We start from the raw sequence: 23,332 nt of genomic DNA on the forward strand, positions 1-23,332 counted from the left end.
GAATTGAAAACGATTATTAGAGGTCGTTGGTGGGTTGCGTTAGCGTGGCTTTTATTGATTGTGGGGTTGTTTTATATGGCTCCCAATATGGCTGATTTAGTGCGTGAAAAGGGAAAGATTGAAGTTCCAAATGGGTACTCTTCTAAGATTGCATCACAGTTACTAGTCGAGACGGATGGAAAAAACAGTTCACAAGTAGCTCTTGTATTTTATAACGACAATAAACTAACCGAGAGTGATATACAGGAAGCGAAAAAAGCGATTGACCTCTTGGAACAGAAAAAGGAATCGCTTGGAATCGAAAAGATTGCGACACATTTTAAAGACAGCCAGTTGAAAGATACGATGGTTTCAAAGGATGGCAAGGCAATCTTGGCTTCGCTCAGCGTACATAAGGGGGACAAGAAGTTGTCTGCTCTGAGCCAAGATCTATCGAAAGCGTTAGACGGAATTAAGGTGCAGCATCAATTTACGAGTGATTGGATGATTACGGATCAATTGATGAAAACATCGGAAGAAGGTGTAAAAAAGACAGAAGGATTTACCGTTGCCTTTATTCTGATTGTTCTATTGCTGGTCTTCCGTTCGGCCGTGGCACCTATCATTCCACTTTTAACTGTGGGATTCTCGTACCTTGCTTCCCAATCAATCGTATCGATCTTAATCGATCGATTTGATTTCCCTATTTCCAACAACACACAAATGTTTTTAGTAGCGATCCTATTTGGGATAGGAACAGACTATTGTATTTTGCTCTTAAGTCGCTTTAAGGAGGAACTATCCGATAGTAGGAGTGTGACCTCCGCGATTGTAGAGACATACAAAAGCGCTGGTCGTACCGTTCTCTTTAGCGGACTGGCAGTGATGGTTGGTTTTGCTGCGATTGGATTTTCGGAATTCAATCTGTATCGATCTGCTTCGGCAGTAGCCGTTGGAGTTGCTGTTTTATTGCTTGCTTTGTTTACACTGGTGCCATTTTTTATGGCGGTACTTGGCAAGAAAATCTATTGGCCAGCGAAGAAGAAATTGGAACATAGAGAAAGTAAGCTATGGGGAGCAGTGGGAAAATTTTCTCTATCAAGACCCATTCTTTCGTTACTCGTTGTGGCGATTATCTGTGCCCCCTTTATCTTCGCGTATAAAGGCAAACTTACTTTTAATTCATTAGAGGAAATTAGCAAGGATGCCCCGCCAGTCAAGGCATTTCATATGATCGAAAATAGCTTTGGAGCCGGGGAATCCATGCCGACAAAAGTGGTATTAAAGAACGATGAACGTATGGATTCAAATGATTATCTTTACATTACAGAAAACATCAGTCGATCATTAGAGAAAGTAAACTTGGTACAATCTGTTCGTTCGGTTACACGACCGATAGGGAAGCCCCTGGAGGAATTCTTGATTACGAAGCAGTCAGAAAAGCTGGAAGAAGGAGTAGACAAAGGAAAAGAGGGTGTTTCCAAGGTCTCAGATGAACTGCATAAGACTAGCGAAGAGCTATCCAAACAAGAGCCCCAAATTCAGCGTGGCGTGAGCGGGATTAATGACTTGGTTAGCGGTACTTCCCGTGTTCAAGAAGGGCTATCGAAGCTGCAGTCAGGGCTAGCTGAAGTGGATAATGGCATTCGTCAAGGAACTATGGCTTCCACGGAAGTGAAGAAGGGGCTTCAGGAGGCAAAATCAGGTGCACAGGGATTGCTTGGTGGCTATCAAGGGATTTACCAAATATACAAAGAGGTTAGTCTAGGATTACAAGGGTTAGAGCAATCGCCAAAAGTAGTGGAGTTAAAGTCAAAAATAGAGCATGCCAATGATAGTTTGGGAGACATGATTACAAAGCAAAAAGAGCTAGTGACGGGCTTAGACAAACTCATCAAAGGAGTCGATAAGCAAATAGCAGGCTCTAAGCAATTAGCAAACGGACAAGGGGAAATCGTGAAGAATACCCCCCAACTGACCAAAGGCTTATCTGACATTAATAATGGTCAAAAAAGGCTGCTGAAAGAGTATCAAGCACTTACGGGACAGCTTGGAAAGCTATCATCCGGCCTTGCTGAAGGTGCCAAAGGGTTAGATAAGATATCAGGTGGCTTGGGAGATGCACAAAACTATCTGACCGGCTTGACGGATTCCTCAGGTGTCGATGGATTTTACATCCCCGATGATGTGCTAGAAAATAAAGACTTTCTAAAAGTGTTAGATGTCTATCTGTCTCCCGATCGGAAGACGATGACGTTGGATGTAGTGTTTAAGACAAATCCGTACGCTCGTGAGACGATGAATCAGATAGAGGATGTCAAAGATGCGATACAACGGGCGACCAAAGGAACGAAGCTAGAAAACGCTACCGTGGCCGTAGGTGGAATTACCAGTGCTAGCGCGGATTTGAACACAATGTCGAATCAAGATTATGCTCGTACGGTTACGCTTATGTTAATGGGAATTGGGCTTATCTTGGTGTTTGTATTCCGTTCGATCATCATGCCGGCTTATATCCTCGGTTCTCTACTTCTCACGTATTATACGACGATGGGAATGAACGAATTCTTATTCATTGATATCTTGGGATATAGTGGAATTAGTTGGGTTGTCCCATTCTTTAGCTTTGTCATTTTGATGGCACTCGGAGTAGATTATAGTATTTTCCTCATGGATCGATTTAATGAGTATCAAGACTTAACGGTTGCCGATGCGATGCTGTTATCAATGAAGAAGATGGGGACAGTTATTATTTCTGCGGCTATCATTTTAGGTGGTACATTTGCGGCGATGATCCCTTCAGGCATGCTATCACTCATGCAAATTGCTTCGATTATTTTAACAGGATTATTGTTGTACACCTTTGTTGTGTTACCATTCTTGATCCCTGTACTGGTTAAAAACTTTGGGGAAGCAAACTGGTGGCCGTTTCGCAGATAAATAAATGTAGAGAAAAACCCTGTAAGTAGGTGAAACCTCCTTAGAGGGTTTCTTTATTTGTCTAAATGATGACAAGTGAAGGTCATAAGAGGAAGTGTTCAATAATTTATAGAAATTAAAACAATATATAAAAATATAATAAGTTATAACGGGGGACTGAATTTGCAGAGGATGTTAAAAGGTCGTTGGTGGATTGCCCTAGTATGGGCGGTTATGGTAGCAGGTTTGGTCTATGTAGCTCCTAGTATGTCTGATTTAGTACGAGAAAAAGGAAGGATAGAGGTTCCGGAGGGATATTCATCTAAACTTGCTTCTCAATTGATAGTCGAAGGGTATGGGAAAAGAAACTCTTCTCAAGTTGCCTTAGTTTTTTATAGTGATCAAAAACTGACGAATCAGGAAGTGAAGGAAGCAGAAGAGGCGGTTAATCGTTTAGAACAGAACAAAGAATCGCTAGGGATTAAGAAGATTACTACTCATTTTAAAGAGAGTCATTTGAAAGAAGCTCTCGTTTCCAAAGATGGAAAAGCAATCTTAGCCTCATTAAGCATTGATCAAAAAAAACGTAGCCTATCTACTCTTACGAAATCCTTATCCCAAACGCTGGATGGAATAGGGGTTAAATACGCTTATACGAATGAGTCGATGATTACGAATCAAGTGCTCCAAAAGTCGGAAGAAGGATTAAAGAAGACAGAGGGAATTACAGTTGCTTTTATCCTTTTCGTCTTACTACTAGTATTTCGCTCCGTTGTTGCCCCGATTATTCCTCTATTAACGGTGGGAGTCTCCTATTTTACTTCCCAATCAGTTATTTCCCTATTAGTTGACCGATTTGATTTTCCGATCTCAGGTAATACACGAATTTTTTTGGTAGCTATTTTGTTTGGCATTGGGACGGATTATTGCATTTTGCTGTTAAGCCGTTTTAAGGAAGAGTTAATACATAGCGGACAGGTAATCCCAGCGATTATAGAAACGTATAAACGGGCAGGTCGTACGGTGCTGATTAGTGGGATTGCGGTCATGGTTGGCTTTGCTTCTATAGGCTTTTCTGAGTTTAATCTGTATCAGTCTGCTGCGGCAGTTGCGGTAGGGATTGCCGTGTTGCTCCTCGCCTTATTTACGCTCGTGCCGTTCTTTATGGCGCTTCTGGGAAAAGCGATGTACTGGCCATCTAAAAGAAAACTAGAACATAAGGATAGTAGATTATGGAGCATTATAGGAGGTTTTTCCCTATCTAGACCGATACTCTCTATACTCGTGGTTGCGGCTATCTGTGTTCCTTTTATGATTGCATATAAAGGTGAGGTATCGTTTAACTCCATAGAAGAGATAGGCGAAGATGTGCCTACTATTAAAGCATTTCGCGTAATTGAAACTAGCTTTGGTGCAGGGGAATCGATGCCCACGAAGCTGGTTTTCAAAAACGATGACCGGTTGGATTCGGTCGATTACTTCTATGTGGTAGAACGGATTAGTAGAGAGTTAGGAAAGGTAGACCTAGTCACTTCTGTCCGCTCGATTACCAGACCTATGGGAGAACCTTTTGAGAAATTTCTGATTACTAAGCAATCAGAAAAGATAGGAAAAGGGTTAGGAAAAGGAAACGAAGGTGTTAAGAAAGTTTCTGAGGGATTGCAGGAAGCAAATAGTGAATTAACAAAGAAAGAACCAGAACTGAAACGAGCAACAGACGGAATCCAACGCTTAATTGATGGGACGAGTCTTGCAGAATCAAAACTAACATTGCTTGAGACGTATTTATCTAAAATGGAACAGGGAATGAGATCGGGTTCTGTACAAGCAAAAAAGGAGCTAGAGACCGCAAAAGAAAAGACACAGGAACTGCTTCAGATGTATCAAAACTTTTCCAAAACATACAAAGGAGTGAACCGTGACTTACAACAGATTGATCCTTTGCTAAATCAATTAGATCAAATAAAAGTGGTTGATTTCCAAAATTTAGAAAATGGCGTAAAGGGATTATCTGAGTCAGCAGAATATCAAGAAATCAAAAAAAATGTCCTGCTTGCTATTGAAAAAAAAGATAAGATGATGAAATTCCGTTCTAATTTGACAAAAGTGATGGAAAATGAGGATCAGGTAACCAAGGATATCAATGCCTTTACCCAAGGAATAGAGAAACAAGTAAAAGGTTTGGAAAAAGCAGCGGATGCACAAGGGCAGATTGTCAAACAACTTCCTCGTCTAACCGATGGTTTATCGAAAATGAATGATGGACAAAAAGAGTTACTTGGCGGTTTCGACAAGCTAAAAGATCAATTAGGAGAATTAAAATCAGGTCTAAGCCAGGGGGCAGATGGTCTAAATAAGGTATCAGATGGATTAGGAGTTGCACAAAGATATTTAACAGATCTCTCCGCTACTTCGAGTGTTGATGGATTTTATATGCCAGCCAATATAGTAGAAGATAAGGGATTTCAAAGCGTATTAGATGTGTATTTATCTCCAGACGGGAAGACTATGACGATGGACGTAGTCTTCAAATCGAATCCATATGCTCGTGAAACCATGGATCAAATAGAGAAGCTAAAGGAGGCTGTCGGTCGAGCGACTAAAGGAACCAAGTTAGAAAATGCCACAGTGGCAGTAGGCGGTATTACAAGTATGAATGCTGATTTAAAGGCTATGTCGAATCAAGATTACTCTCGTACCGTTACGCTTATGTTGCTAGGAATCGGGCTTGTCTTGGCGTTTCTATTCCGTTCTTTCATGATGCCGATTTATATTATTGGATCGTTGCTCCTCACTTACTATACGAGCATGGCGATAAATGAAGTATTGTTCGTACACATTCTAGGTTATAGCGGAATTAGCTGGATTGTACCGTTTTTTGCTTTCGTGATGTTAGTGGCACTGGGAGTCGATTATAGCATCTTCCTCATGGATCGCTTTAATGAGTATCAAGATCTAAAGGTTGCGGATGCGATGCTATTATCGATGAAGAAGATGGGGACCGTTATCATCTCCGCTGTGATCATATTAGGCGGTACCTTTGCAGCGATGATTCCGTCAGGCATGTTATCCCTCATTCAAATCGCTTCCATCATTTTGATCGGGTTATTTTTATACACCTTTGTTATGCTTCCTCTACTGATTCCTGTACTAGTGAAAAGTTTAGGAAAAGCGAATTGGTGGCCATTTCGGAGATGAAAAGTTGAGGCAAAAAACAAAACAAGCTCTCGCGAATAGAGAGCTTGTTTTGTTTTAAGAGCTCATAGATACTTATCAATCATATTTGTTAATTTATCCTTATCGTAAGATAAGTACTGCCCAGCGCGATTGCGGATGGGATCGCCAGAGTAAAATCGTTCATACAACTCCGATCGTGAAGCAAACGGAGTCCCGATGACGTCCCAGGCCAGCTTAAATAGCTTGGTCCTTTTTTCCGCGTCTACATCTGCACCACGGAAATATTGATTCATCAGGTCCGATATTGGAGATTGAAAGTCTTGTACACTTGAGGGAATTTGAATGACCCCCCCAGCCGCGATTAACTGGAGAATCTCAACTGCCCGCGGGTAGAAGGTGGTTCCGAGGTTTTTAGCTGTGTCAATGGCGGTTGCTCTTGGTAGAAAAATGCCCTCTTCGGTCATTGCTCCTTCTGCTTCGCTGGCAATAATACATGCGTGAATGGTTTCTACTTGTGAGATCAGCTCACCTAGTTTTTCTTGAACATGAAGAAATTGAGTAGCCCCAATGGTTGTGGCAATTTTACAAGCTAAACCAGTGATAAACTCCAGCTTTGTTTTTAAGCGGATGATGGCTTGGTGATATCCCAAGCAAATGGAATGTGGATTCTCTTTGATGACCCAAATCGCTTCTGGATTTTCATGGATGAACACATATTCCCACGGAATGAAGACATCATCAAAAATAAGGAGGGCGTCCATCTCGTCATATTGAGAGCTAAGAGGGAAATCGGGTTGTTCCTGATTACTCTTGGCAAACGATTCCCGGCATACGATGTGTAATCCAGCGGAATCCGCAGGGACAATTAACATATTGGCTACTGATTTTTGGGACTCATTTAACCGAACCACAGGATAGATCAGGAAGTCATGCGTATAAGGGGCTGCTGTCGCAATCATCTTAGCCCCGTTTAAGTAGATGCCGTCTTGTGTTTTTCGAGTGATGTGTAGTAGTCCTGATTCACGTAAGAGCTGAGGGTCATATTGATTCGCGCGATTGATTTGAACATCTCTTTGTACAACGGTGATAAATCGATTTTCATCCCGTGCTTGTTCATAGTAACGAGCAATTTTCTCTGAAAATGCTGAATCATACATAGAGAATTGATTTCGAGCACAGTACCATCCAGTTAAACGGGAGCGGGCATAATCAGAAAGTCTGCTCATCATCCCGTCAGTTGCTTCGCTCCATTGTTCAAAAGCAACACGTCGTTTTTGTAAGTCGACGATTGACTGTGGAATATGAAATGATTGATGAACCCACTCACCAGTAGTAGGGCTCACATAGGCGACGCTTTCCTGAGTAGTAGGATCATCCATCATCCGAAACAGATTACAAACCGTTTGAATCGCACCACGAAATGCCTCTTCCTCTAAAACACGAACTTGCTTTCCATTTAGCCAAATACTTCGCTGATCGTTTAAACTTTCCGAAAATTCTTGCTCCCTTGTCTTCAAGTTTATACCCCCTCCTTGTGCGATTGTAGCACATTATGGGGATAGATATGATTGCCTGAAATAGGAGGTGTATAGACATGTAAGGTAACAAACGGTTGATCTGTTGGATTGTACATCGAATGAATTTGTCCATGTGGGCTATAGAAAAATTCACCTGCTGCAAAATGATTGCTACTCAATATGTGTAGTGATTCGTCGGCTCCTTTCCGGTATACACGGTTTAAAGTACTTCCTTTTATCACATGAACACAACAACACGCTTCTCCGTGGTCGTGTATGGGGGTTTCTACATTTGGTGGAACATGTAGCACAATCACCTCAAATAAATCAGAACAATAGATTTGGTTTCGTCCATATTCAAGTGGAGCAACAGGTGCAGTTAGATAAGGAGCAATTCGGTCAATGGTACAATCGGATGCTTGTAGCAGACGGCACATGGCCTGATAATAATGCGAAGCATCCTTGCGGGGATCCAGATTTACACCCTCTAAGTTCAAAAGATTTTGGATATGTTTGGCATACTTCATATCGATCTACCCCTTCTACTTGATTATGTTGACTAACATACTCAGGTATCGAACTGACTATGAGACTAATATATGTCATTTTCATTCATTATGCGCACTAAAATCGGCATAACGAAAGGAAAAAATCATAAATTGATAGGTATAATATTAGATCGGAAAAGGGGGATTTAAAGGTGAAAGTATCGAGTAGAGGGGAGTATGCATTAAGGGCACTCATTGTTCTGGGATTACATGCGGAGGAAATTTCAACGATTGCGGAGATATCTGAACAAACCCTAGTTCCTGTTGCCTACTTAGAACAGATCCTCCTTCAATTGAAATTGTTAGGCTATCTAAAAAGTAAACGAGGGAAGCACGGGGGTTACATGTTAGCAAAAGCTCCGGACCAAATCGTGATTGGGGAAGTGATTCGGAGCTTAGAAGGGCCGCTTGCCCCGATGGGGTGTGTAAGTATTACCTCATACGAAGCATGTCCTCTAGAAGGAACGTGTCTCCTAAAGCCGCTGTGGGCATTAATTCGCGATTCGATTGCACGACTACTAGACCAAACGACGTTGGCTCATCTAATAGAAAGGAAACTATAAGGGAACATGCTAGAATTTTAATCTAAATCTGTCAGCGCTCAAAAAAACCAAAATTAAGATCCTAAGAATTCAGGAAAGGGTCCCAAATGCGATCCATAATTTCCATACATAAGGTGTCTACAAGGTTGATGCGTGAAAAGACAAGTAGTGGGAGTGTTCCAATCTTGATTATCTGGTATTTCTTTCTGACAAGTGTATACGGAACTGATAAAATAGAAGGTGTGGGATTAAATTGACTGGTGGAAGTTGAGTTTATTGCATGTAACATACCATATCCAATTGCAATTGTTTTGTTTGCAAATGATGCAATGATGATTGGAGTTGTCACAAGATGAAAGAAATACAAGAGCCAACTTTACCGTTTTCTTTGCTAGAATTACTTGAAGACCCCAAGTGGGGGAAATGCATAAACGATTTCCTACACGACTATAATGGTTACCATCCAAATGACATGGGGATGAACCAGATGAAATCATTTCTGCGCATGATTGTGTCTCATCAACCTGGAATTAGCATGGATCAAAAAGTGGTAAGCGAGATGCCAGTCATACAAGGGACTCGTATTCAAGTGACGATGATTTTGGCGTGCTTACGTGATGGGATGACAATAGAAGAGATTTGTGAGGATTACGGATTAACACGTGAACAGATCCAACAAGCATTAAGCTTTGCTATTCGAGTTCTGGATGATCCATTTATGGGGAGCTAGTGGAATGAGACTGTTTCTAGATGAAAATGTGACACCACGAGTGAAAGATTTCTTTGATACTCTTGGCTATGATGTAGAGACTGTTAGCTCTGTACAGATGAGGGGATTTCATGATGAAGCGGTCTTCCGATATGCGGTAAAGGAAAAGCGAATTTTCCTTACTCATAATGGCAAAGACTTCATTATTCAAATCCCTCCTATGGTTCATGGAGTCGTTCATAAGGGAGTCATATGGTTTCGCTTTCAAGTCACAAGGAAGAATGTAGATCAAGTGTGTCATAAAATGCACGATTTTTTTAGATTCTGGAAATCCTTTGATGAGTCGATATGGGAAGTAAATCAAAAACATAGTAATACTCAAGTTTGCTTTATCCGTTCTTATCCCCCTCCAGTAGAAGAAATGCATATATAAAAAATATATTTTTAGAAAAAATATCGTTTAATCGATATAATTTTTAGTTTATTCCACTAACATACAAAATTTTGAATGGTATTTTTTATATGTAAAATGTGGAAAGGGAAAAGAGGAAATTAAGAGAGATTTTACGAAATTAACTTGTAAGAATTAATGGGGAGAATGTAGAAACGACGCACTCTGTGAGACATATTCATATACTAAAAAGTATTTTTATGCATTCACAAAAAATAAGTTTCTATCCTCTCTTAGAATAAAAATGAGTAGGGAGATGATAAAAAATACTCTTTACAAAATCAGCACTTTTAAGTTAAATTTATAGCAATCAATTCCTACTCACAACAAACTGCCTAATGAAATTATCTAAATATATTCAAATCGTTTATTTGGATAAAGATATGCTTTCAGATAAGAGCATTTAGTTAGTATCAACTTGTGATGTGGATACAAACAAAACAAAATGTAGCTATTATTCTTTTATCTTTAAGGAGGAAGGTTAATGAAGAAAAAAAAGCTTGTTCCGTTTCTTGCACTAACTCTTGTGGCAAGCCTAGGGGTTACGGCATGTAGCTTTGGTGGTGACAAAGGTGCTAAAGACAAGGGGACATTAACTGTTACAGATCGAGCAGAACCACCGAATTTGGATAGTGCTATATCCTCAGACAGTGCATCTCGTAACGTTCTTGCCAACACTCAAGAAGGACTTTACCGTCATTCTAAGGATGGGAAATCAATCGAACCAGCCTTGGCAGAGAGCGAACCAAAAATCAGTGATGACAAGTTAACCTATACCTTCAAACTTCGTGACAGTAAATGGAGCGATGGAAAACCTGTAACGGCAAAAGATTTTGAATTTGCTTGGAAGCGTGCATTAGCACCTGAGACGGCTTCTGAGTATGCATTTATCTTACATGCCCTTAAAAATGGTAAAGCATATAATGAAAAGAACGGTAAAGCAGAAGATGTTGGAGTCAAAGCAATTGATGACAAGACATTAGAAGTAAAGCTAGAGCGAGTTACTCCATACTTCTTGGATTTGGTAGCGTTTCCTAACTACTTACCACAACGAGAAGATATTGTGAAGCAGCACGGCGATAAAGCCGGCAAATTTGCCAAAGAGGCAAATACAAACGTTTACAGTGGTCCGTTCAAATTGACCGAATGGAAACATGAACAGAGCTACACGATGGAGAAAAATGATCAGTACTGGGATGCAAAATCGGTCAAGCTTAATAAAATTGTGACAAAGGTTATGAAGGATTCTTCCGCTAACGTCAATGCTTACAATACCAATCAAGTCCAAGTTACACTATTGGGTACTGATTACATCCCAAAATATAAAGACAACAAAGAAGCAGTATCAGTTGCTGAGGGATCATCTTGGTATCTGGAAATGAATCAAAAGAATAAGCTTCTTCAAAACAAAAAAGTTCGTCAAGCATTGAATCTAGCGCTGGATAAGAAGGAATTCCAAGCGAACGTTCTGCAAGATAAGTCCGTTCCAGCAGGGGGATTAGTTCCACCAGAGATTAAAGCAAACGGAAACGATGCGAATAAGTTATATCGCGAAGCTTTCCCAGAGGAACCTAAGTTTGATGCAACAAAAGCAAAAAGTCTTTTTGAGACAGGTTTAAAAGAATTGAACCTTTCTCAAGCTCCTGCTTTAGAGATGGTAACTGATGATACCACAGCTGCTAAACGTCATGGAGAATACGTGAAAGACGCCTATAAGAAAAACCTAGGCTTGGAGATCAAAGTTTCTTCTGTTCCATTTAAGCAACGTTTAGATCGTGGGAAAAAGGGCGAATTTGACCTTCTAGCTTCTGGATGGCATGCAGACTACAGTGACTCACTGAGTTTTATTGGAGATCTATTTACAAGCGACAGTCCTTACAACCGTGGTAAATGGTCTAATAAAGAGTATGATGAGCTAGTGAAAAAGGCCAGAGAGAATACAACTGGAAATGTTGAAGAGCGTCTCCAAAATCTAAGAAAAGCAGAGGCGATCCTTCTAGAGGATGCTGGAATTGTCCCAGAGTACTACCGTTCTGTTTACTACATGGTTAAGCCAGAAGTAAAAGATATGGTATTTAACTCAGCAGGATTTGGTGAGGAGTACAGCTTTAAATGGGCTTACATCGAGTAGGGTGATGACAGAAGGTATATATCTTCCTACGATATATACCTTCTCTTTTTATTCCCCATCAGATGAAAGGAAGTGAAAATGTGGCACGTTATATCCTCAAGAGATTCTCTTTAATGATTGTAACGTTACTAGTTATTATTACAGCTACTTTTTTTCTCATGCATAGTTTGCCGGGTACACCACTCAAAAATGAAGAAAAGTTATCCCCTGAGCTTCGGGCACAGATTTTAGAACAGTATGGTTTAGATAAACCGGCTTATGTTCAGTACTTTAAGTTTGTTGGTCATCTCGTACAAGGTGATTTAGGGAAATCCCTTAATTATGATGGTCGGGAAGTAACCGATATGTTGATGCAGGGCTTTGGACCGTCTCTTCTTATTGGATCACAAGCACTTTTATTTGGAGTTTTGATTGGACTTATATTAGGGGTTTTAGCTGCTTTAAAGAGAAATACATGGTTAGATAGTTTGGCTACAGGGGCTTCTATCATGGGTGTCTCGATTCCTAGTTTCGTTTTAGCCGCGCTCTTAGCCTACTTTGTCGGAGTGAAGTTAGGGTGGCTACCTGCTACTGGATATGACACTTATTCGGCCACGATTATGCCTTCCTTCGCACTTTCTTTTGCGGTTATTGCTCAGATCTCTCGCTATGTACGTACAGAGATGGTAGAGGTATTGGAGCAAGATTATATGCGTACCGCGAAAGCAAAGGGAATCAACCGTTTCGCAATCTTGGTAAGACATGCTTTACGTAATGCATTGATTCCTGCTATTACAGTTATGGGCCCGCTTGCTGTTAATATTATTACGGGGTCATTGGTAGTAGAAGGTATCTTTGCGATTCCTGGGATGGGGAAAATGTTTGTAGAATCGATTTTGAATAATGATTATACCGTTATTATGGGAACAACCATTTTTTATAGTGTTCTCATTGTCGTTACCCTTTTTATAGTCGATCTTCTATATGGAATTATCGATCCACGGATTCGTATCACTGGAGCAAAGGAGTGATCCCATGAGTACAGAAAAAACTTATACACCAGATCTTTTTGAACCGATTGGCCAGTTGGACAAACGAGCAGAACAACTAAATCGCAAGCAGGTAGGCGTTTGGAAAGATGCTTGGTTACGATTTAAGCAGAATAAAGGGGCACTCCTTGGATTGTTTCTAGTGTTGGTAATTGGTCTGTTGGCAATTTTTGGCCCATTGATAAATGATTATGATTGGTCGTCTCAAAATGTAACGATTAAGAATCAAGATACAGCGGTGGATGGTCATTATTTTGGTACTGATCATGCAGGTAGAGATTTATGGCAAAGAGTCTGGTATGGAGCGAAAGTCTCACTAATGATCGCTTTTTTAGCCGTTTTCTTAGATGTAATAATCGGAGTTACCATTGGAGGAATATCCGGCTATTTTGGCGGGCGGGTGGATGCCGTTATCCAACGTTTCATTGAGATTATCTACTCGATTCCAAACTTAATTATTATTATTTTATTGATTATGTTGATGGAACCTGGAATTTGGGCGATTGCGATTTCCATCGCTATGACAGGTTGGGTACCGATGTCGCGGATTGTTCGCGCACAAGTGTTAAAGCTACGTTCCCAAGAGTATGTGTTGGCTGCTCGTACTTTAGGAGCGAGTCATAAACGTATCTTACTGAAGCATCTTATTCCGAATGTAATAGGACCTATCATCATTGCAGTTACGTTTTCTATCCCATCCGCGATTTTCTTTGAGGCGTTTCTCAGCTTTATTGGTCTAGGTCTTCGTCCACCAGAGGCAAGTTTGGGTGTTTTGATCAGTGAAGGAAATGGTTTTATGCAACTTTCTCCACATAATTTGATTTGGCCAGCAACTGTCCTATCGATCCTTATGTTCGCGTTTAATATGATTGGTGATGGACTAAGAGATGCACTTGATCCACGAATGAAAAAATAGGAGGGAGAGATAAGGATGAGCAAAATTTTGGATGTACGCGACCTTCACGTCTCTTTCCATACCTATAGTGGTGAGGTTAAGGCAGTACGTGGGGTGAGCTTTGACGTAGAGAAAGGTCAGACCTTAGCAATAGTAGGTGAATCGGGTTGTGGAAAGAGTGTTACTTCACAAGCGATTATGAAATTGATCTTAACTCCTCCTGGAGAATATAAGCACGGCGAAGTTCTCTATAACGGAAAAGATCTTGTCAAGATGAGCGAAAAAGAGATGGAGCAGATTCGCGGGAAAGAAATTGCGATGATTTTCCAAGACCCGATGACTTCATTGAACCCAACAATGACTGTAGGAAAACAGATTGTTGAGGGTATTATCAAGCACCAGAAGCTCTCGAAAGCCGAAGCGAAAGAAAAGGCAATTGAGATGCTGAAGTTAGTAGGAATTCCTAGCCCTGAATCGAGATTTACTCAATATCCGCATCAATTCTCAGGTGGAATGCGTCAGCGGGCGATGATTGCGATTGCTCTCTCTTGTAATCCAAATGTCTTGATTGCAGATGAGCCAACTACGGCGCTTGATGTAACCATTCAAGCACAGATTATGGATTTGATGAAGGACCTTCAAGCACGATTAGGTACTTCTATTATCCTCATTACTCACGATCTCGGAGTGGTTGCCGAAACAGCTGACCGTGTCGTGGTGATGTATGCTGGGAAAGTAGTCGAATCGGGTACGATTAATGAAATCTTTGCAGAGCCACGCCATCCGTATACATGGGGTCTAATGAATTCCATGCCGAAATTGAATCAGGATCGCTCAGAAGAGCTTAGCCCTATTCCAGGTGCGCCACCTGATTTATTGGCTCCTCCTAAGGGATGTGCTTTTGCGGCACGTTGTAAATATGCGATGAAGATCTGTCAAGAAGTTGACCCTGAACTAACAGAGCATAGTAAAGATCACCGAGTAGCTTGCTGGCTGGAGCATCCAATGGCCGAAGCTTACCGCAAAGAAGTAGTTGAAGGGAGGGAATCAGTATGAGTGCAACAGAAAAAAAAGAGCCAATCCTTAGCGTGAAAAATGTAAAGAAGCACTTTCAAGTAGGTGGTAAGAAGATTCTTAAAGCGGTTGACGGTATTAGCTTTGACATCTATCCGGGGGAAACTCTTGGTTTAGTGGGAGAGTCTGGATGCGGTAAATCGACTGTTGGACGTACACTGATTCGCCTATACAATGCTACTTCTGGAGAAGTAAGTTTTAAAGGCAAGAATGTACACGAACTTAAGGGAAAAGAACTGAAACAATTGAATCGTAGTATGCAGATGATCTTCCAAGATCCGTATGCTTCTCTAAACCCACGAATGAAAGTAATGGATATCATTGCTGAAGGAATTGATATTCATGGACTAAATGGGAAGAAGCGCGAAGATCGTGTGATTGAGCTTCTGGAAACAGTTGGTCTAAATAAGAGTCATGCAACTCGTTTTCCACATGAGTTTTCAGGTGGACAACGGCAACGGATCGGGATTGCACGTGCTCTAGCTGTAGAGCCAGATTTCATCATTGCGGATGAGCCTATTTCTGCGCTGGATGTTTCTGTACAAGCTCAAGTTGTAAACTTGATGAAAAAGCTGCAGAGAGAACGTGGACTTACCTATCTGTTTATTGCTCATGATCTTTCTATGGTGAAATATATTAGTGATCGTGTAGGGGTTATGTATCTGGGGAACCTAGTGGAATTAGCGGATAGCGATGAGATGTACGATAATCCACTTCACCCATATACACAGGCACTTCTATCGGCAGTACCGATTGCAGACCCGAGCCTTAAGAATGAACGTGAACGGGTTATCCTTAAGGGAGATGTTCCAAGCCCGATCGATCCACCAAGCGGCTGTAAGTTCCGTACTCGTTGTCCACAGGCGATGGATATTTGTGCAAGTACGATTCCTGAGTGGAAAGAGATAAAAGAGAAGCATTTTGTTGCTTGTCATTTATATAACTAGAAGATAGATAACAGTACCTCAATGGTTAGATACAACTAACAGGAGAGGTGCTGTTTTTTTATATATTCTTGCATACTTATTTTGAGAATAATAGAAGGAATTTTCCTCATTTATGTTAAATATATTAATTGAAAGAATATATATTTTCAATCATTATTTTCTGTGATTAAAGGAGGAGTTCTGCCATGAGTGTATTTGTGAAGCCAAATCTAGCTGGAAGTCTGATCCGTTTTAAGTCGAGGTACGATAATTTTATTGGTGGAGAATGGGTTGCTCCGCTTAATGGACAATACTTTGATGTGGTCTCTCCGGTGGATGGTCAGGTCTATACTCAAGTAGCACGCTCCCAAAAAGAAGATATAGAGCTAGCGCTAACCAAAGCGCATGAAGTGAGAGAAGCGTGGGGATCACGCCCTGTTGCAGAGCGTAGTAACTGTTTATTAAAGATTGCCGATCGTCTGGAAGCAAATATGGAGCAACTGGCGTTAGCAGAGACGTGGGGGAACGGAAAGCCCGTCCGCGAAACGTTAGCGGCCGATTTACCACTCGCAGTTGATCATTTTCGTTACTTTGCAGGTGTGATCCGTGGGGAGGAAGGTGGTATCTCTGAACTAGATGCCAAAACCTTATCGATTCAGATGAAGGAACCCATTGGGGTTGTAGGACAAATTATACCTTGGAACTTCCCTCTCCTGATGGCCGCTTGGAAGATTGCACCGGCTTTGGCTGCTGGAAACTGTGTCGTTTTGAAACCAGCAGAACAAACACCTGTAACAGTTCTCATCTTTGCTGAAATGATTGCTGACCTATTGCCTGCGGGTGTCTTAAATATTGTAAATGGCTTTGGTCTAGAAGCCGGACAACCACTTGCTACCTCTCCTAGAGTTGGAAAGATTGCATTTACAGGTGAAACCAATACAGGTCGACTCATTATGCAGTACGCATCAGAGAATATTAAACCTGTCACGCTAGAGCTAGGTGGTAAGTCTCCTAATATCTTTACAGAAAGCGTGCTACGTGCCAATGATGCTTTTCTAGACAAGGTATTGGAAGGCTTTGCTATGTTTGCCCTGAATCAAGGAGAAGTATGTACCTGTCCATCTCGGGCTTTAATCCAAGCCTCCATCTACGACGAGTTTATGGAACGAGCTTTAGAGCGTGTTAAGAAGATCAAGCTGGGAGATCCGCTTGATCCGACCACGATGATGGGAGCCCAAGCATCTCGTGAACAATACGAGAAGATCCTCAGCTATCTAGATATCGGAAAAGCAGAGAGTGCTGCTTGTCTAACAGGTGGTAAGCCTTATACAAACGAATATTATCCAGATGGTTTCTATGTTGAGCCAACTGTTTTTGAAGGAAGTAACAAGATGAGGATTTTCCAAGAGGAGATCTTCGGTCCTGTCGTATCAGTAACCAAATTTGAGGACGAACAAGAACTATTAGAGATTGCCAACAATACCCCATACGGACTCGGTGCTGGTCTCTGGACTCGTGACATGCATCAAGCGTATGAGGTAGCACGAAAAGTCGAGGCAGGACGAGTCTGGGTAAACTGTTACCATCTATACCCTGCTCATGCTGCATTTGGCGGCTACAAACAGTCTGGCATTGGTCGAGAGAGCCATAAAATGATGCTCGAACACTATCGCCAAACGAAAAACATGCTAGTATCGTATGATCAAAACCCAATGGGCTTCTTCTAAAAAAAGAATAGGACTCAGATCTATCCACAGCCCAAACGGAAATACAACAAAAAACACCAAGAATCACAAACGATCCTTGGTGTTTTTTGTTTTGTAATTAAAAATATTAATACACACATAAAATAATTCGAAAAAGAAATACTTACCTCTAGAAAAAAAGAATTAATCGTGGTATGCTGTTATGCAATCGTAGAGGAGTTGAGCAGAGATGAGTCAAGGTTTAGCGCGTTCCTTATCGGCGCGTCAGTTGCGAATGATGGCAATTGGCGGTACGATTGGGGCAGGTATTTTTATGGGGAGTGCAGATACGATTAACCTAGCAGGTCCTGGGATTGTATTTGTATATCTCTTAGCAGGACTTTTGTTGTACGTTGTGATGGGGGCATTGGCTGAAATGGGAAGTGCCTATCCCGATCTCGATGTAAAAGGAATGATCCACCGGGCATTTGGAGGGAAAGTTTCCTTTGTGACTGGATGGTTGTACTACTTCAACTGGGTGCTTGTCTTAGCTGCAGAAGTGGTCGCAGCAGGTACATTTTTACATGTATGGTTTCCTCAGACACCCATTTGGTTATTAAGCACGCTTTGTGCTTTGTTTATCTTAATTTTGAATTTAGCGAGCGTGAAGCTCTTTGGAGAAATAGAATTCTGGCTTTCCATTATTAAAGTCGTTACCATTTTGTTATTTGTAGGATTGGGTGCATATCTTCTATTTGCGAATCAAGAGGTTGGACTATCTAATTTCACTAAGCACGGTGGATTTTTCCCGACTGGACTCGGTGGACTTGCTACTGCGGTGACAGTCGTCATCTTCTCCTTTGGAGGAGCAGAGTTATTAGGTCTTACTCTTCGTGAAACAAAAGATGCACACAAAGTCTTACCGAAAGTGTTACGTGGCGTAGTAGTACGCGTGTCGCTCTTTTACATTCTTCCAATTCTCGTGATTGTCGGTTTAGTGCCATGGAACCAAATCGGAAGTCAAGGAAGTCCATTTGTAAACGTACTACAAAACATCGGACTTTCTTCAGCAGCTGATGTGATGAACTTCGTCATGCTGGTGGCAGTTATCTCGGCAGCGAACTCTGGAGTATATGCAACCTCACGGATGTTGTTCTCACTAGCTGGGGATGGAGAAGCACCAAAGGTATTCCAACGATTATCGAAAAGCCAAGTTCCCGTTTTAGGAATTCTCGTTAGTGCGATCTTCCTATTTGGTGGAGCGGCTGTTGCATACTTCGCACCTAAAAGTGTCTTTTCGATCTTAATGGGGATTCCAGCTATAACTGTGCTTATTATGTGGATTATGATTTGTGGAGCGCAATTGAAACTTCGCTTTACAGATAAGGACTACCATAAGCCAGGTCGCTTTTTATTAAAAGGGTTCCCGTATATTTCAGGAGCGACACTTGTTGCTTTTACAGTGATCTTAGCTATTATCTTATTTACCCCTGATAACCTTGCCAAGTCTCTCTTGGCATTGGGTGTGGTCGCTTTCTTATTTATCGCCTCTTATGTGGTAAAAGGAAAACAGACATAAGGATTGAGTTAGAGAAAAGACCAGATGGAGATTTCGTTCATCTGGTCTTTATTTTATAAAAAATAGAGGTTGGAGAAGATATGGAGTGGGATAGCGATCTTCATTGGAGGTAAGAAGACCTCGAATCCGCCCGATCTTACTTACTGGATCAATATCGACAATGAGAAAAGAATCATGGTCCCAGTGTAATGGATAGAGAATGTTTAGTGAATTAAATACAACGTTCTCATCTTCAAAAGTAAATAAACGCATTTGCTTATGATTCCAACTAAATGAGTAGCACCGAAAGGAGTTCTGTTGCAAAAGAGCAAGGAAACACTCTTTATGTAATGAGATCTCAATTCCTGTTAAATACCCTTCTGAATCCAGATCGTTCTGATATTCATAGTGGAATTCTCCATCTCTATGTGCATGGGTATAGATCTTTGAAGACTGTTTTAATTTGAGTAGCTTGTCTAAGACGAATTCATCTCGTAAAAGAGGGATTTGGTATCCCCGGGTTCCTATTGAAGAGATTAAATCGTCTTCTCTTGTTTGGATAAATTCTAGACAATTACGTGGTTGTTGAAGATATATATACCCCATATTTACTGAAGAGTCGCAAGTAATAATCATTTTCATCACCTCTGCAATAATAGTAGTTATTTTATAGAAGAATAGAGGATGTGGAACCGATTGTAAGAGTGTTCCCGGTACGAATTTAGATCAAACGTGACAAATGTAATATTAAATGTATGATACTCATTACTAATTACAAATAGGGGAAACCTTTAAGATAGATTGTAGCTCGACAATTTAGAAGATGAAGGTGAGTAATGTGGAAACGGCAATCCAATTATCCGAAGTAACGAAGCAATATGCTGCTAAAAACGCAGTTGATCATATTAGTTTTACCATTGGAAAAGGAGAGATCGTCTCGATTCTTGGTCCCAATGGTGCAGGGAAGACAACGACGATTTCCATGATGCTTGGGCTAAAAAATCCTACCTCTGGATCGATTCAAATTTTAGGACGTTCCCCCTCAGAGCGAAAAGTAAAACAAGAGATCGGTGCGATGCTACAGGAAGTCAGTGTGATGGATACGGTGAAAGTATCAGAGCTTATTCAACTGTTTCGTAGCTATTATGATAAATCGCTTCCATACGAGCATTTGCTTAAGCTATCAGGATTAGAGAGAGATGCTGAAATCATGGCGACAAGTCTTTCTGGAGGGCAAAAGAGACGATTAGGCTTTGCGTTAGCGATGGCTGGCGATCCATCTGTTCTCTTTCTCGATGAACCAACTGTGGGGATGGATGTTACATCACGATCCGAGTTTTGGGAGACGATTCGTTTACTAAAAGATGCTGGGAAAACAATTATCCTAACGACACATTATCTTGAGGAAGCAGATCGTTTGTCTGACCGAATTATCATGATGAACCATGGAAAAATCGTTGCGGACGGGACTCCAGAAGAGATTAAAAACCGTTTGACAGTGAAGTATGTATCTGTAACCGCCGATAATTCGCTTGAGCTTGGTACACTCCAGTCGATTCCTGGAGTGACTGAGGTAGAGAGAGTAGGAGAACATGTAAGGCTTTATGGTGATGATACGGATGCTATTTTAATTCACCTAGTGAGACAAAATATAGCTGTGAGAGACTTTGATATTCATAGAGGTAATCTTGACGAAGCATTTTCGAATTTGATGAAGGAGGGTGTCTGATGATGAGAGCTTATTTAGCACAGTCTAAGATTGAATTATTACGGACATTCCGTAATCGAAAATCGATCTTTTTTACTCTGTTAATGCCGATTATTTTTTATTTCATTATGTCGCAAAATGGTGCGGAGAAGATGGGGGGAGTCGAGTGGAAGGCCTATTTCTTGATTTCTATGACCGCATATGGTCTGATGGGTTCCTCCATATTTAATCTATCCTTACGATTGGTTCAGGAACGAACGCAAGGATGGTCACATCAACTCAAAATCACACCGCTACCGCCAAGCACCTATTTTGCAGCAAAAGTTAGTGTGCAGTTACTAGTGAATTTAGGTCAGATTGTCGTGATGTTTTTAGTGGGGCACTTTGCTAACAGTGTAGAATTAACCGCTGGGCAATGGATTGGAGCTGGTTTTTGGCTCTTGCTTGGAAGCGTCCCATTCCTTGCGATAGGTACACTGCTTGGAACGATGGACAAGGTGGAAACCGCGCAAATCGTCAATCAGATTGTTACGTTGGGACTTTCTTTTTTAGGAGGAATTTTTTATCCGATGTCACTATTTCCAGAGTGGTTGCGTAAGTTTGGGGAATTGACTCCTTCCTATTTGATGGGGAATGGAGCATGGAATATCCTCGGAAATCAACCAGTAGACTGGGGTGGTGTGGCGATCTTAGCGATATACTTCGTCTTATTCACAGGACTTGCATCCTATATTTTACAGAAGAAAGAAGTATCTTCATGAGAAGAAACAAATCACCGTTTATCTATATTTGGCTGATTTTCATGTTCTACCCTTTATATAGTTTTTGGACCCAGACCACTCATGCTGTTCTGGGCTCCTTTCTTATTCTCGCTTTGATTATCGCTTTTCTTCTATATACTCGATCGGGAGGACTCCTTTATGTCATTGCTCAACTGGTTCTCGCATTTGTTATTTGTTCGTTCCTCTCATTCCAAGTAATAACAACCTTTTGTTACCCGGCTGCCTCTATTGGCTTTTTGCCGAATCGCAGAAAATTTTTAATCGGGTATGCAATTTTGCTTACGTTCATCATCATAACTTTCTTTTCCTTTTACGATTTAGTTGAGTTGGGTAAAGTAATTTCCTTTGCTTTTCCTTATCTTATATTGCTCCTTTCCCTCCCTTTTGTGGGTCGGATTCAAGGGAGACGGGATGCCATTCAAAGCCAACTCCTACTTGCTCAAGAGCAAATTGTAGAGATGGGTAAGAATGATGAGAGACAACGAATTGCGAGAGACTTGCATGATACGCTGGGCCATACACTTTCATTGATTACCTTAAAAGGACAATTGGCAGAAAAACTAATACATAAAGATCCCTTAAAAGCTGAGCAAGAAGCGAGGGATATTCAAACAACGGCTCGTAGTGCTTTAAAACAGGTGCGGGAGTTGGTTTCGGATCTACATATTGCAAAGTGGGAAGATGAAGTGAACCGCTCCCGTCAAATTTTAGGTGCAGCCGAGATTCAATTCACCTCTCAAGAAGGAGGAGTGACCCTTACCCCATTTGTGGAAAACATTTTCGCGATGTGCTTGCGTGAACTGATTACGAACATTGTGAAGCATAGTAAGGCGACAACTTGTCGTCTACAATCGGGAGAAGAAGAAGGTCACTTTTATTTACGTGTAACAGACAATGGGACTGGATTTTCCCCAGAAAAGCAAAAAGCAGAGAGCCATGGACTGATTGGGATGAGGCAACGGTTATCTTTGGTGGAGGGGAATTTGCAAATCGAGTCTACTAACAAAGGAACAACGATTACGATCCAAATCCCGAAAGTGATCAAACAAACATAAAGAGAAAGTAGGAGAGCGATGATCCGGGTTGTGATTGCAGAAGATCAAGGAATGTTGCGTAGTGCGTTGGGGGCTTTATTGGATCTAGAAGAAGATATTACGGTTATTGGACAAGCAGAAAATGGGAAAGAGGCTCTAGAATTGATTTATCAACACCAACCGGACCTTTGCATCGTAGATATTGAGATGCCGATTATGAGCGGTTTGGAAGTAGCAGAACAGCTAAAGGCGAAGCAACATCCATGTCGGGTTGTAGTCTTAACCACATTTGCTCGTCCAGGTTATTTTCAACGCGCCGTGGCAGCTGGTGTTCAAGGATATCTGCTAAAAGATCGATCTAGCGATGAATTAACCGATTCACTACGAAATATCATGTTAGGGAAACGGGAGATCTCTCCTGAATTAATCGAGATTGTCTGGGAAGAAAAAAACCCTTTAACTTCAAGGGAGCAAGAGATTCTCATATTAGCTGAACAAGGCCTTACAACCAATGAAATAGCAGGTAGGCTTTTCCTCTCATCGGGCACGGTACGGAACTATCTATCAGAAGTAAACAGTAAGATGAATACCAGCAATCGATTGGAAGCGATCAAAATTGCTAGGTGCAAAGGATGGATAATCGAAACCCCCTAAACCATAAGGATAGGG

19 protein-coding genes are annotated in these 23,332 nt (G+C 41.2%); 16 read left to right on the forward strand and 3 right to left on the reverse strand.

Annotated elements, in window-relative coordinates; translation table 11 throughout:
- Nucleotides 1-3: 3 nt before the first annotated feature.
- Together J2Z48_RS00715 and J2Z48_RS00720 are read left to right on the forward strand one after the other, a co-directional pair.
- Nucleotides 4-2,919, forward strand: coding sequence for an MMPL family transporter (locus tag J2Z48_RS00715; protein WP_307250015.1), 2,916 nt, complete (start codon nt 4-6; stop codon nt 2,917-2,919).
- Between the two features lie 171 nt (nt 2,920-3,090).
- Nucleotides 3,091-6,096 carry an MMPL family transporter gene (locus tag J2Z48_RS00720; RefSeq protein ID WP_307250404.1) on the forward strand — a complete coding sequence of 1,002 codons (3,006 nt, stop codon included), beginning with the start codon at nt 3,091-3,093 and terminating at the stop codon, nt 6,094-6,096.
- 62 nt (nt 6,097-6,158) lie between these two features.
- Here J2Z48_RS00720 and J2Z48_RS00725 read toward each other — a convergent pair whose 3' ends face one another.
- Both J2Z48_RS00725 and J2Z48_RS00730 read right to left on the reverse strand, forming a co-directional pair.
- A complete protein-coding gene (locus J2Z48_RS00725; RefSeq protein WP_307250017.1) occupies nt 6,159-7,592 on the reverse strand; it encodes a 4-hydroxyphenylacetate 3-hydroxylase family protein in 1,434 nt (477 codons plus the stop codon).
- Nucleotides 7,593-7,594: 2 nt separating this feature from the next.
- Nucleotides 7,595-8,119 carry a cysteine dioxygenase gene (locus J2Z48_RS00730; protein WP_307250019.1) on the reverse strand — a complete coding sequence of 175 codons (525 nt, stop codon included), beginning with the start codon at nt 8,117-8,119 and terminating at the stop codon, nt 7,595-7,597.
- A 173-nt stretch (nt 8,120-8,292) separates the two neighbouring features.
- Here J2Z48_RS00730 and J2Z48_RS00735 point away from each other — a divergent pair, with 173 nt between their 5' ends.
- The 10 genes from J2Z48_RS00735 to J2Z48_RS00780 all read left to right on the forward strand — a co-directional run bounded on the left by J2Z48_RS00735 (nt 8,293) and on the right by J2Z48_RS00780 (nt 19,160).
- A complete protein-coding gene (locus J2Z48_RS00735; protein WP_307250021.1) occupies nt 8,293-8,703 on the forward strand; it encodes an RrF2 family transcriptional regulator in 411 nt (136 codons plus the stop codon).
- A 331-nt stretch (nt 8,704-9,034) separates the two neighbouring features.
- The gene (locus J2Z48_RS00740) at nt 9,035-9,412 is read left to right on the forward strand and encodes a DUF433 domain-containing protein (protein ID WP_307250023.1); all 378 of its coding nucleotides are present in this window, start codon (nt 9,035-9,037) and stop codon (nt 9,410-9,412) included.
- 4 nt (nt 9,413-9,416) lie between these two features.
- Nucleotides 9,417-9,824 (forward strand): DUF5615 family PIN-like protein, encoded by a 408-nt coding sequence (locus J2Z48_RS00745; protein ID WP_307250024.1) that lies wholly within the window; start codon nt 9,417-9,419, stop codon nt 9,822-9,824.
- A 502-nt stretch (nt 9,825-10,326) separates the two neighbouring features.
- A complete protein-coding gene (locus J2Z48_RS00750) occupies nt 10,327-11,973 on the forward strand; it encodes a peptide ABC transporter substrate-binding protein (RefSeq protein ID WP_307250026.1) in 1,647 nt (548 codons plus the stop codon).
- Nucleotides 11,974-12,053: 80 nt separating this feature from the next.
- A complete protein-coding gene (locus tag J2Z48_RS00755) occupies nt 12,054-12,983 on the forward strand; it encodes an ABC transporter permease (protein ID WP_307250028.1) in 930 nt (309 codons plus the stop codon).
- Between the two features lie 4 nt (nt 12,984-12,987).
- Complete coding sequence (locus tag J2Z48_RS00760; protein ID WP_307250030.1) at nt 12,988-13,917, forward strand: ABC transporter permease; 930 nt, start codon at nt 12,988-12,990, stop codon at nt 13,915-13,917.
- Between the two features lie 15 nt (nt 13,918-13,932).
- A complete protein-coding gene (locus J2Z48_RS00765) occupies nt 13,933-14,952 on the forward strand; it encodes an ABC transporter ATP-binding protein (RefSeq protein ID WP_307250033.1) in 1,020 nt (339 codons plus the stop codon).
- Nucleotides 14,949-15,917 (forward strand): ABC transporter ATP-binding protein, encoded by a 969-nt coding sequence (locus tag J2Z48_RS00770; RefSeq protein ID WP_307250035.1) that lies wholly within the window; start codon nt 14,949-14,951, stop codon nt 15,915-15,917. The genes J2Z48_RS00765 and J2Z48_RS00770 overlap by 4 nt, the downstream gene beginning before the upstream one ends.
- A gap of 185 nt (nt 15,918-16,102) precedes the next feature.
- On the forward strand, nt 16,103-17,623 hold the full coding sequence (locus J2Z48_RS00775) for an aldehyde dehydrogenase family protein (protein WP_307250037.1): 1,521 nt from the start codon (nt 16,103-16,105) through the stop codon (nt 17,621-17,623).
- Between the two features lie 208 nt (nt 17,624-17,831).
- Nucleotides 17,832-19,160 (forward strand): amino acid permease, encoded by a 1,329-nt coding sequence (locus J2Z48_RS00780; protein WP_307250039.1) that lies wholly within the window; start codon nt 17,832-17,834, stop codon nt 19,158-19,160.
- A gap of 48 nt (nt 19,161-19,208) precedes the next feature.
- On the opposite strand, the gene J2Z48_RS00785 is transcribed toward J2Z48_RS00780, so the two are convergent.
- Nucleotides 19,209-19,775, reverse strand: a complete 567-nt coding sequence (locus J2Z48_RS00785) for a hypothetical protein (RefSeq protein WP_307250041.1) — start codon at nt 19,773-19,775, stop codon at nt 19,209-19,211.
- A gap of 202 nt (nt 19,776-19,977) precedes the next feature.
- On the opposite strand from J2Z48_RS00785, the gene J2Z48_RS00790 reads away from it, so the two are divergent.
- From J2Z48_RS00790 to J2Z48_RS00805, 4 genes are read left to right on the forward strand one after another with little or no spacing between them, the layout of a single operon-like run.
- The gene (locus J2Z48_RS00790; RefSeq protein ID WP_307250043.1) at nt 19,978-20,868 is read left to right on the forward strand and encodes an ABC transporter ATP-binding protein; all 891 of its coding nucleotides are present in this window, start codon (nt 19,978-19,980) and stop codon (nt 20,866-20,868) included.
- Nucleotides 20,868-21,608 (forward strand): ABC transporter permease, encoded by a 741-nt coding sequence (locus J2Z48_RS00795; protein ID WP_307250045.1) that lies wholly within the window; start codon nt 20,868-20,870, stop codon nt 21,606-21,608. The genes J2Z48_RS00790 and J2Z48_RS00795 overlap by 1 nt, the downstream gene beginning before the upstream one ends.
- Nucleotides 21,605-22,684 (forward strand): sensor histidine kinase, encoded by a 1,080-nt coding sequence (locus tag J2Z48_RS00800; RefSeq protein ID WP_307250047.1) that lies wholly within the window; start codon nt 21,605-21,607, stop codon nt 22,682-22,684. The genes J2Z48_RS00795 and J2Z48_RS00800 overlap by 4 nt, the downstream gene beginning before the upstream one ends.
- A gap of 18 nt (nt 22,685-22,702) precedes the next feature.
- Entirely contained in the window at nt 22,703-23,317 is a 615-nt protein-coding gene (locus tag J2Z48_RS00805; protein WP_307250049.1) for a response regulator transcription factor, read from the forward strand.
- Nucleotides 23,318-23,332 lie beyond the last annotated feature (15 nt).

This window comes from Croceifilum oryzae (assembly GCF_030814315.1).
GTDB lineage: Bacteria > Bacillota > Bacilli > Thermoactinomycetales > Thermoactinomycetaceae > Baia > Baia oryzae.

What these genes read in the sequence shown, in the direction of transcription:
- J2Z48_RS00720 (WP_307250404.1), top strand. Translation starts at nt 3,091, where the DNA reads ATGTTAAAAGGTCGTTGGTGGATTGCCCTAGTATGGGCGGTTATGGTA.
- J2Z48_RS00730 (WP_307250019.1), bottom strand. Translation starts at nt 8,119, where the DNA reads ATGAAGTATGCCAAACATATCCAAAATCTTTTGAACTTAGAGGGTGTA.
- J2Z48_RS00740 (WP_307250023.1), top strand. Translation starts at nt 9,035, where the DNA reads ATGAAAGAAATACAAGAGCCAACTTTACCGTTTTCTTTGCTAGAATTA.
- J2Z48_RS00745 (WP_307250024.1), top strand. Translation starts at nt 9,417, where the DNA reads ATGAGACTGTTTCTAGATGAAAATGTGACACCACGAGTGAAAGATTTC.
- J2Z48_RS00750 (WP_307250026.1), top strand. Translation starts at nt 10,327, where the DNA reads ATGAAGAAAAAAAAGCTTGTTCCGTTTCTTGCACTAACTCTTGTGGCA.
- J2Z48_RS00760 (WP_307250030.1), top strand. Translation starts at nt 12,988, where the DNA reads ATGAGTACAGAAAAAACTTATACACCAGATCTTTTTGAACCGATTGGC.
- J2Z48_RS00765 (WP_307250033.1), top strand. Translation starts at nt 13,933, where the DNA reads ATGAGCAAAATTTTGGATGTACGCGACCTTCACGTCTCTTTCCATACC.
- J2Z48_RS00770 (WP_307250035.1), top strand. Translation starts at nt 14,949, where the DNA reads ATGAGTGCAACAGAAAAAAAAGAGCCAATCCTTAGCGTGAAAAATGTA.
- J2Z48_RS00775 (WP_307250037.1), top strand. Translation starts at nt 16,103, where the DNA reads ATGAGTGTATTTGTGAAGCCAAATCTAGCTGGAAGTCTGATCCGTTTT.
- J2Z48_RS00780 (WP_307250039.1), top strand. Translation starts at nt 17,832, where the DNA reads ATGAGTCAAGGTTTAGCGCGTTCCTTATCGGCGCGTCAGTTGCGAATG.
- J2Z48_RS00785 (WP_307250041.1), bottom strand. Translation starts at nt 19,775, where the DNA reads ATGATTATTACTTGCGACTCTTCAGTAAATATGGGGTATATATATCTT.
- J2Z48_RS00795 (WP_307250045.1), top strand. Translation starts at nt 20,868, where the DNA reads ATGATGAGAGCTTATTTAGCACAGTCTAAGATTGAATTATTACGGACA.
- J2Z48_RS00800 (WP_307250047.1), top strand. Translation starts at nt 21,605, where the DNA reads ATGAGAAGAAACAAATCACCGTTTATCTATATTTGGCTGATTTTCATG.
- J2Z48_RS00805 (WP_307250049.1), top strand. Translation starts at nt 22,703, where the DNA reads ATGATCCGGGTTGTGATTGCAGAAGATCAAGGAATGTTGCGTAGTGCG.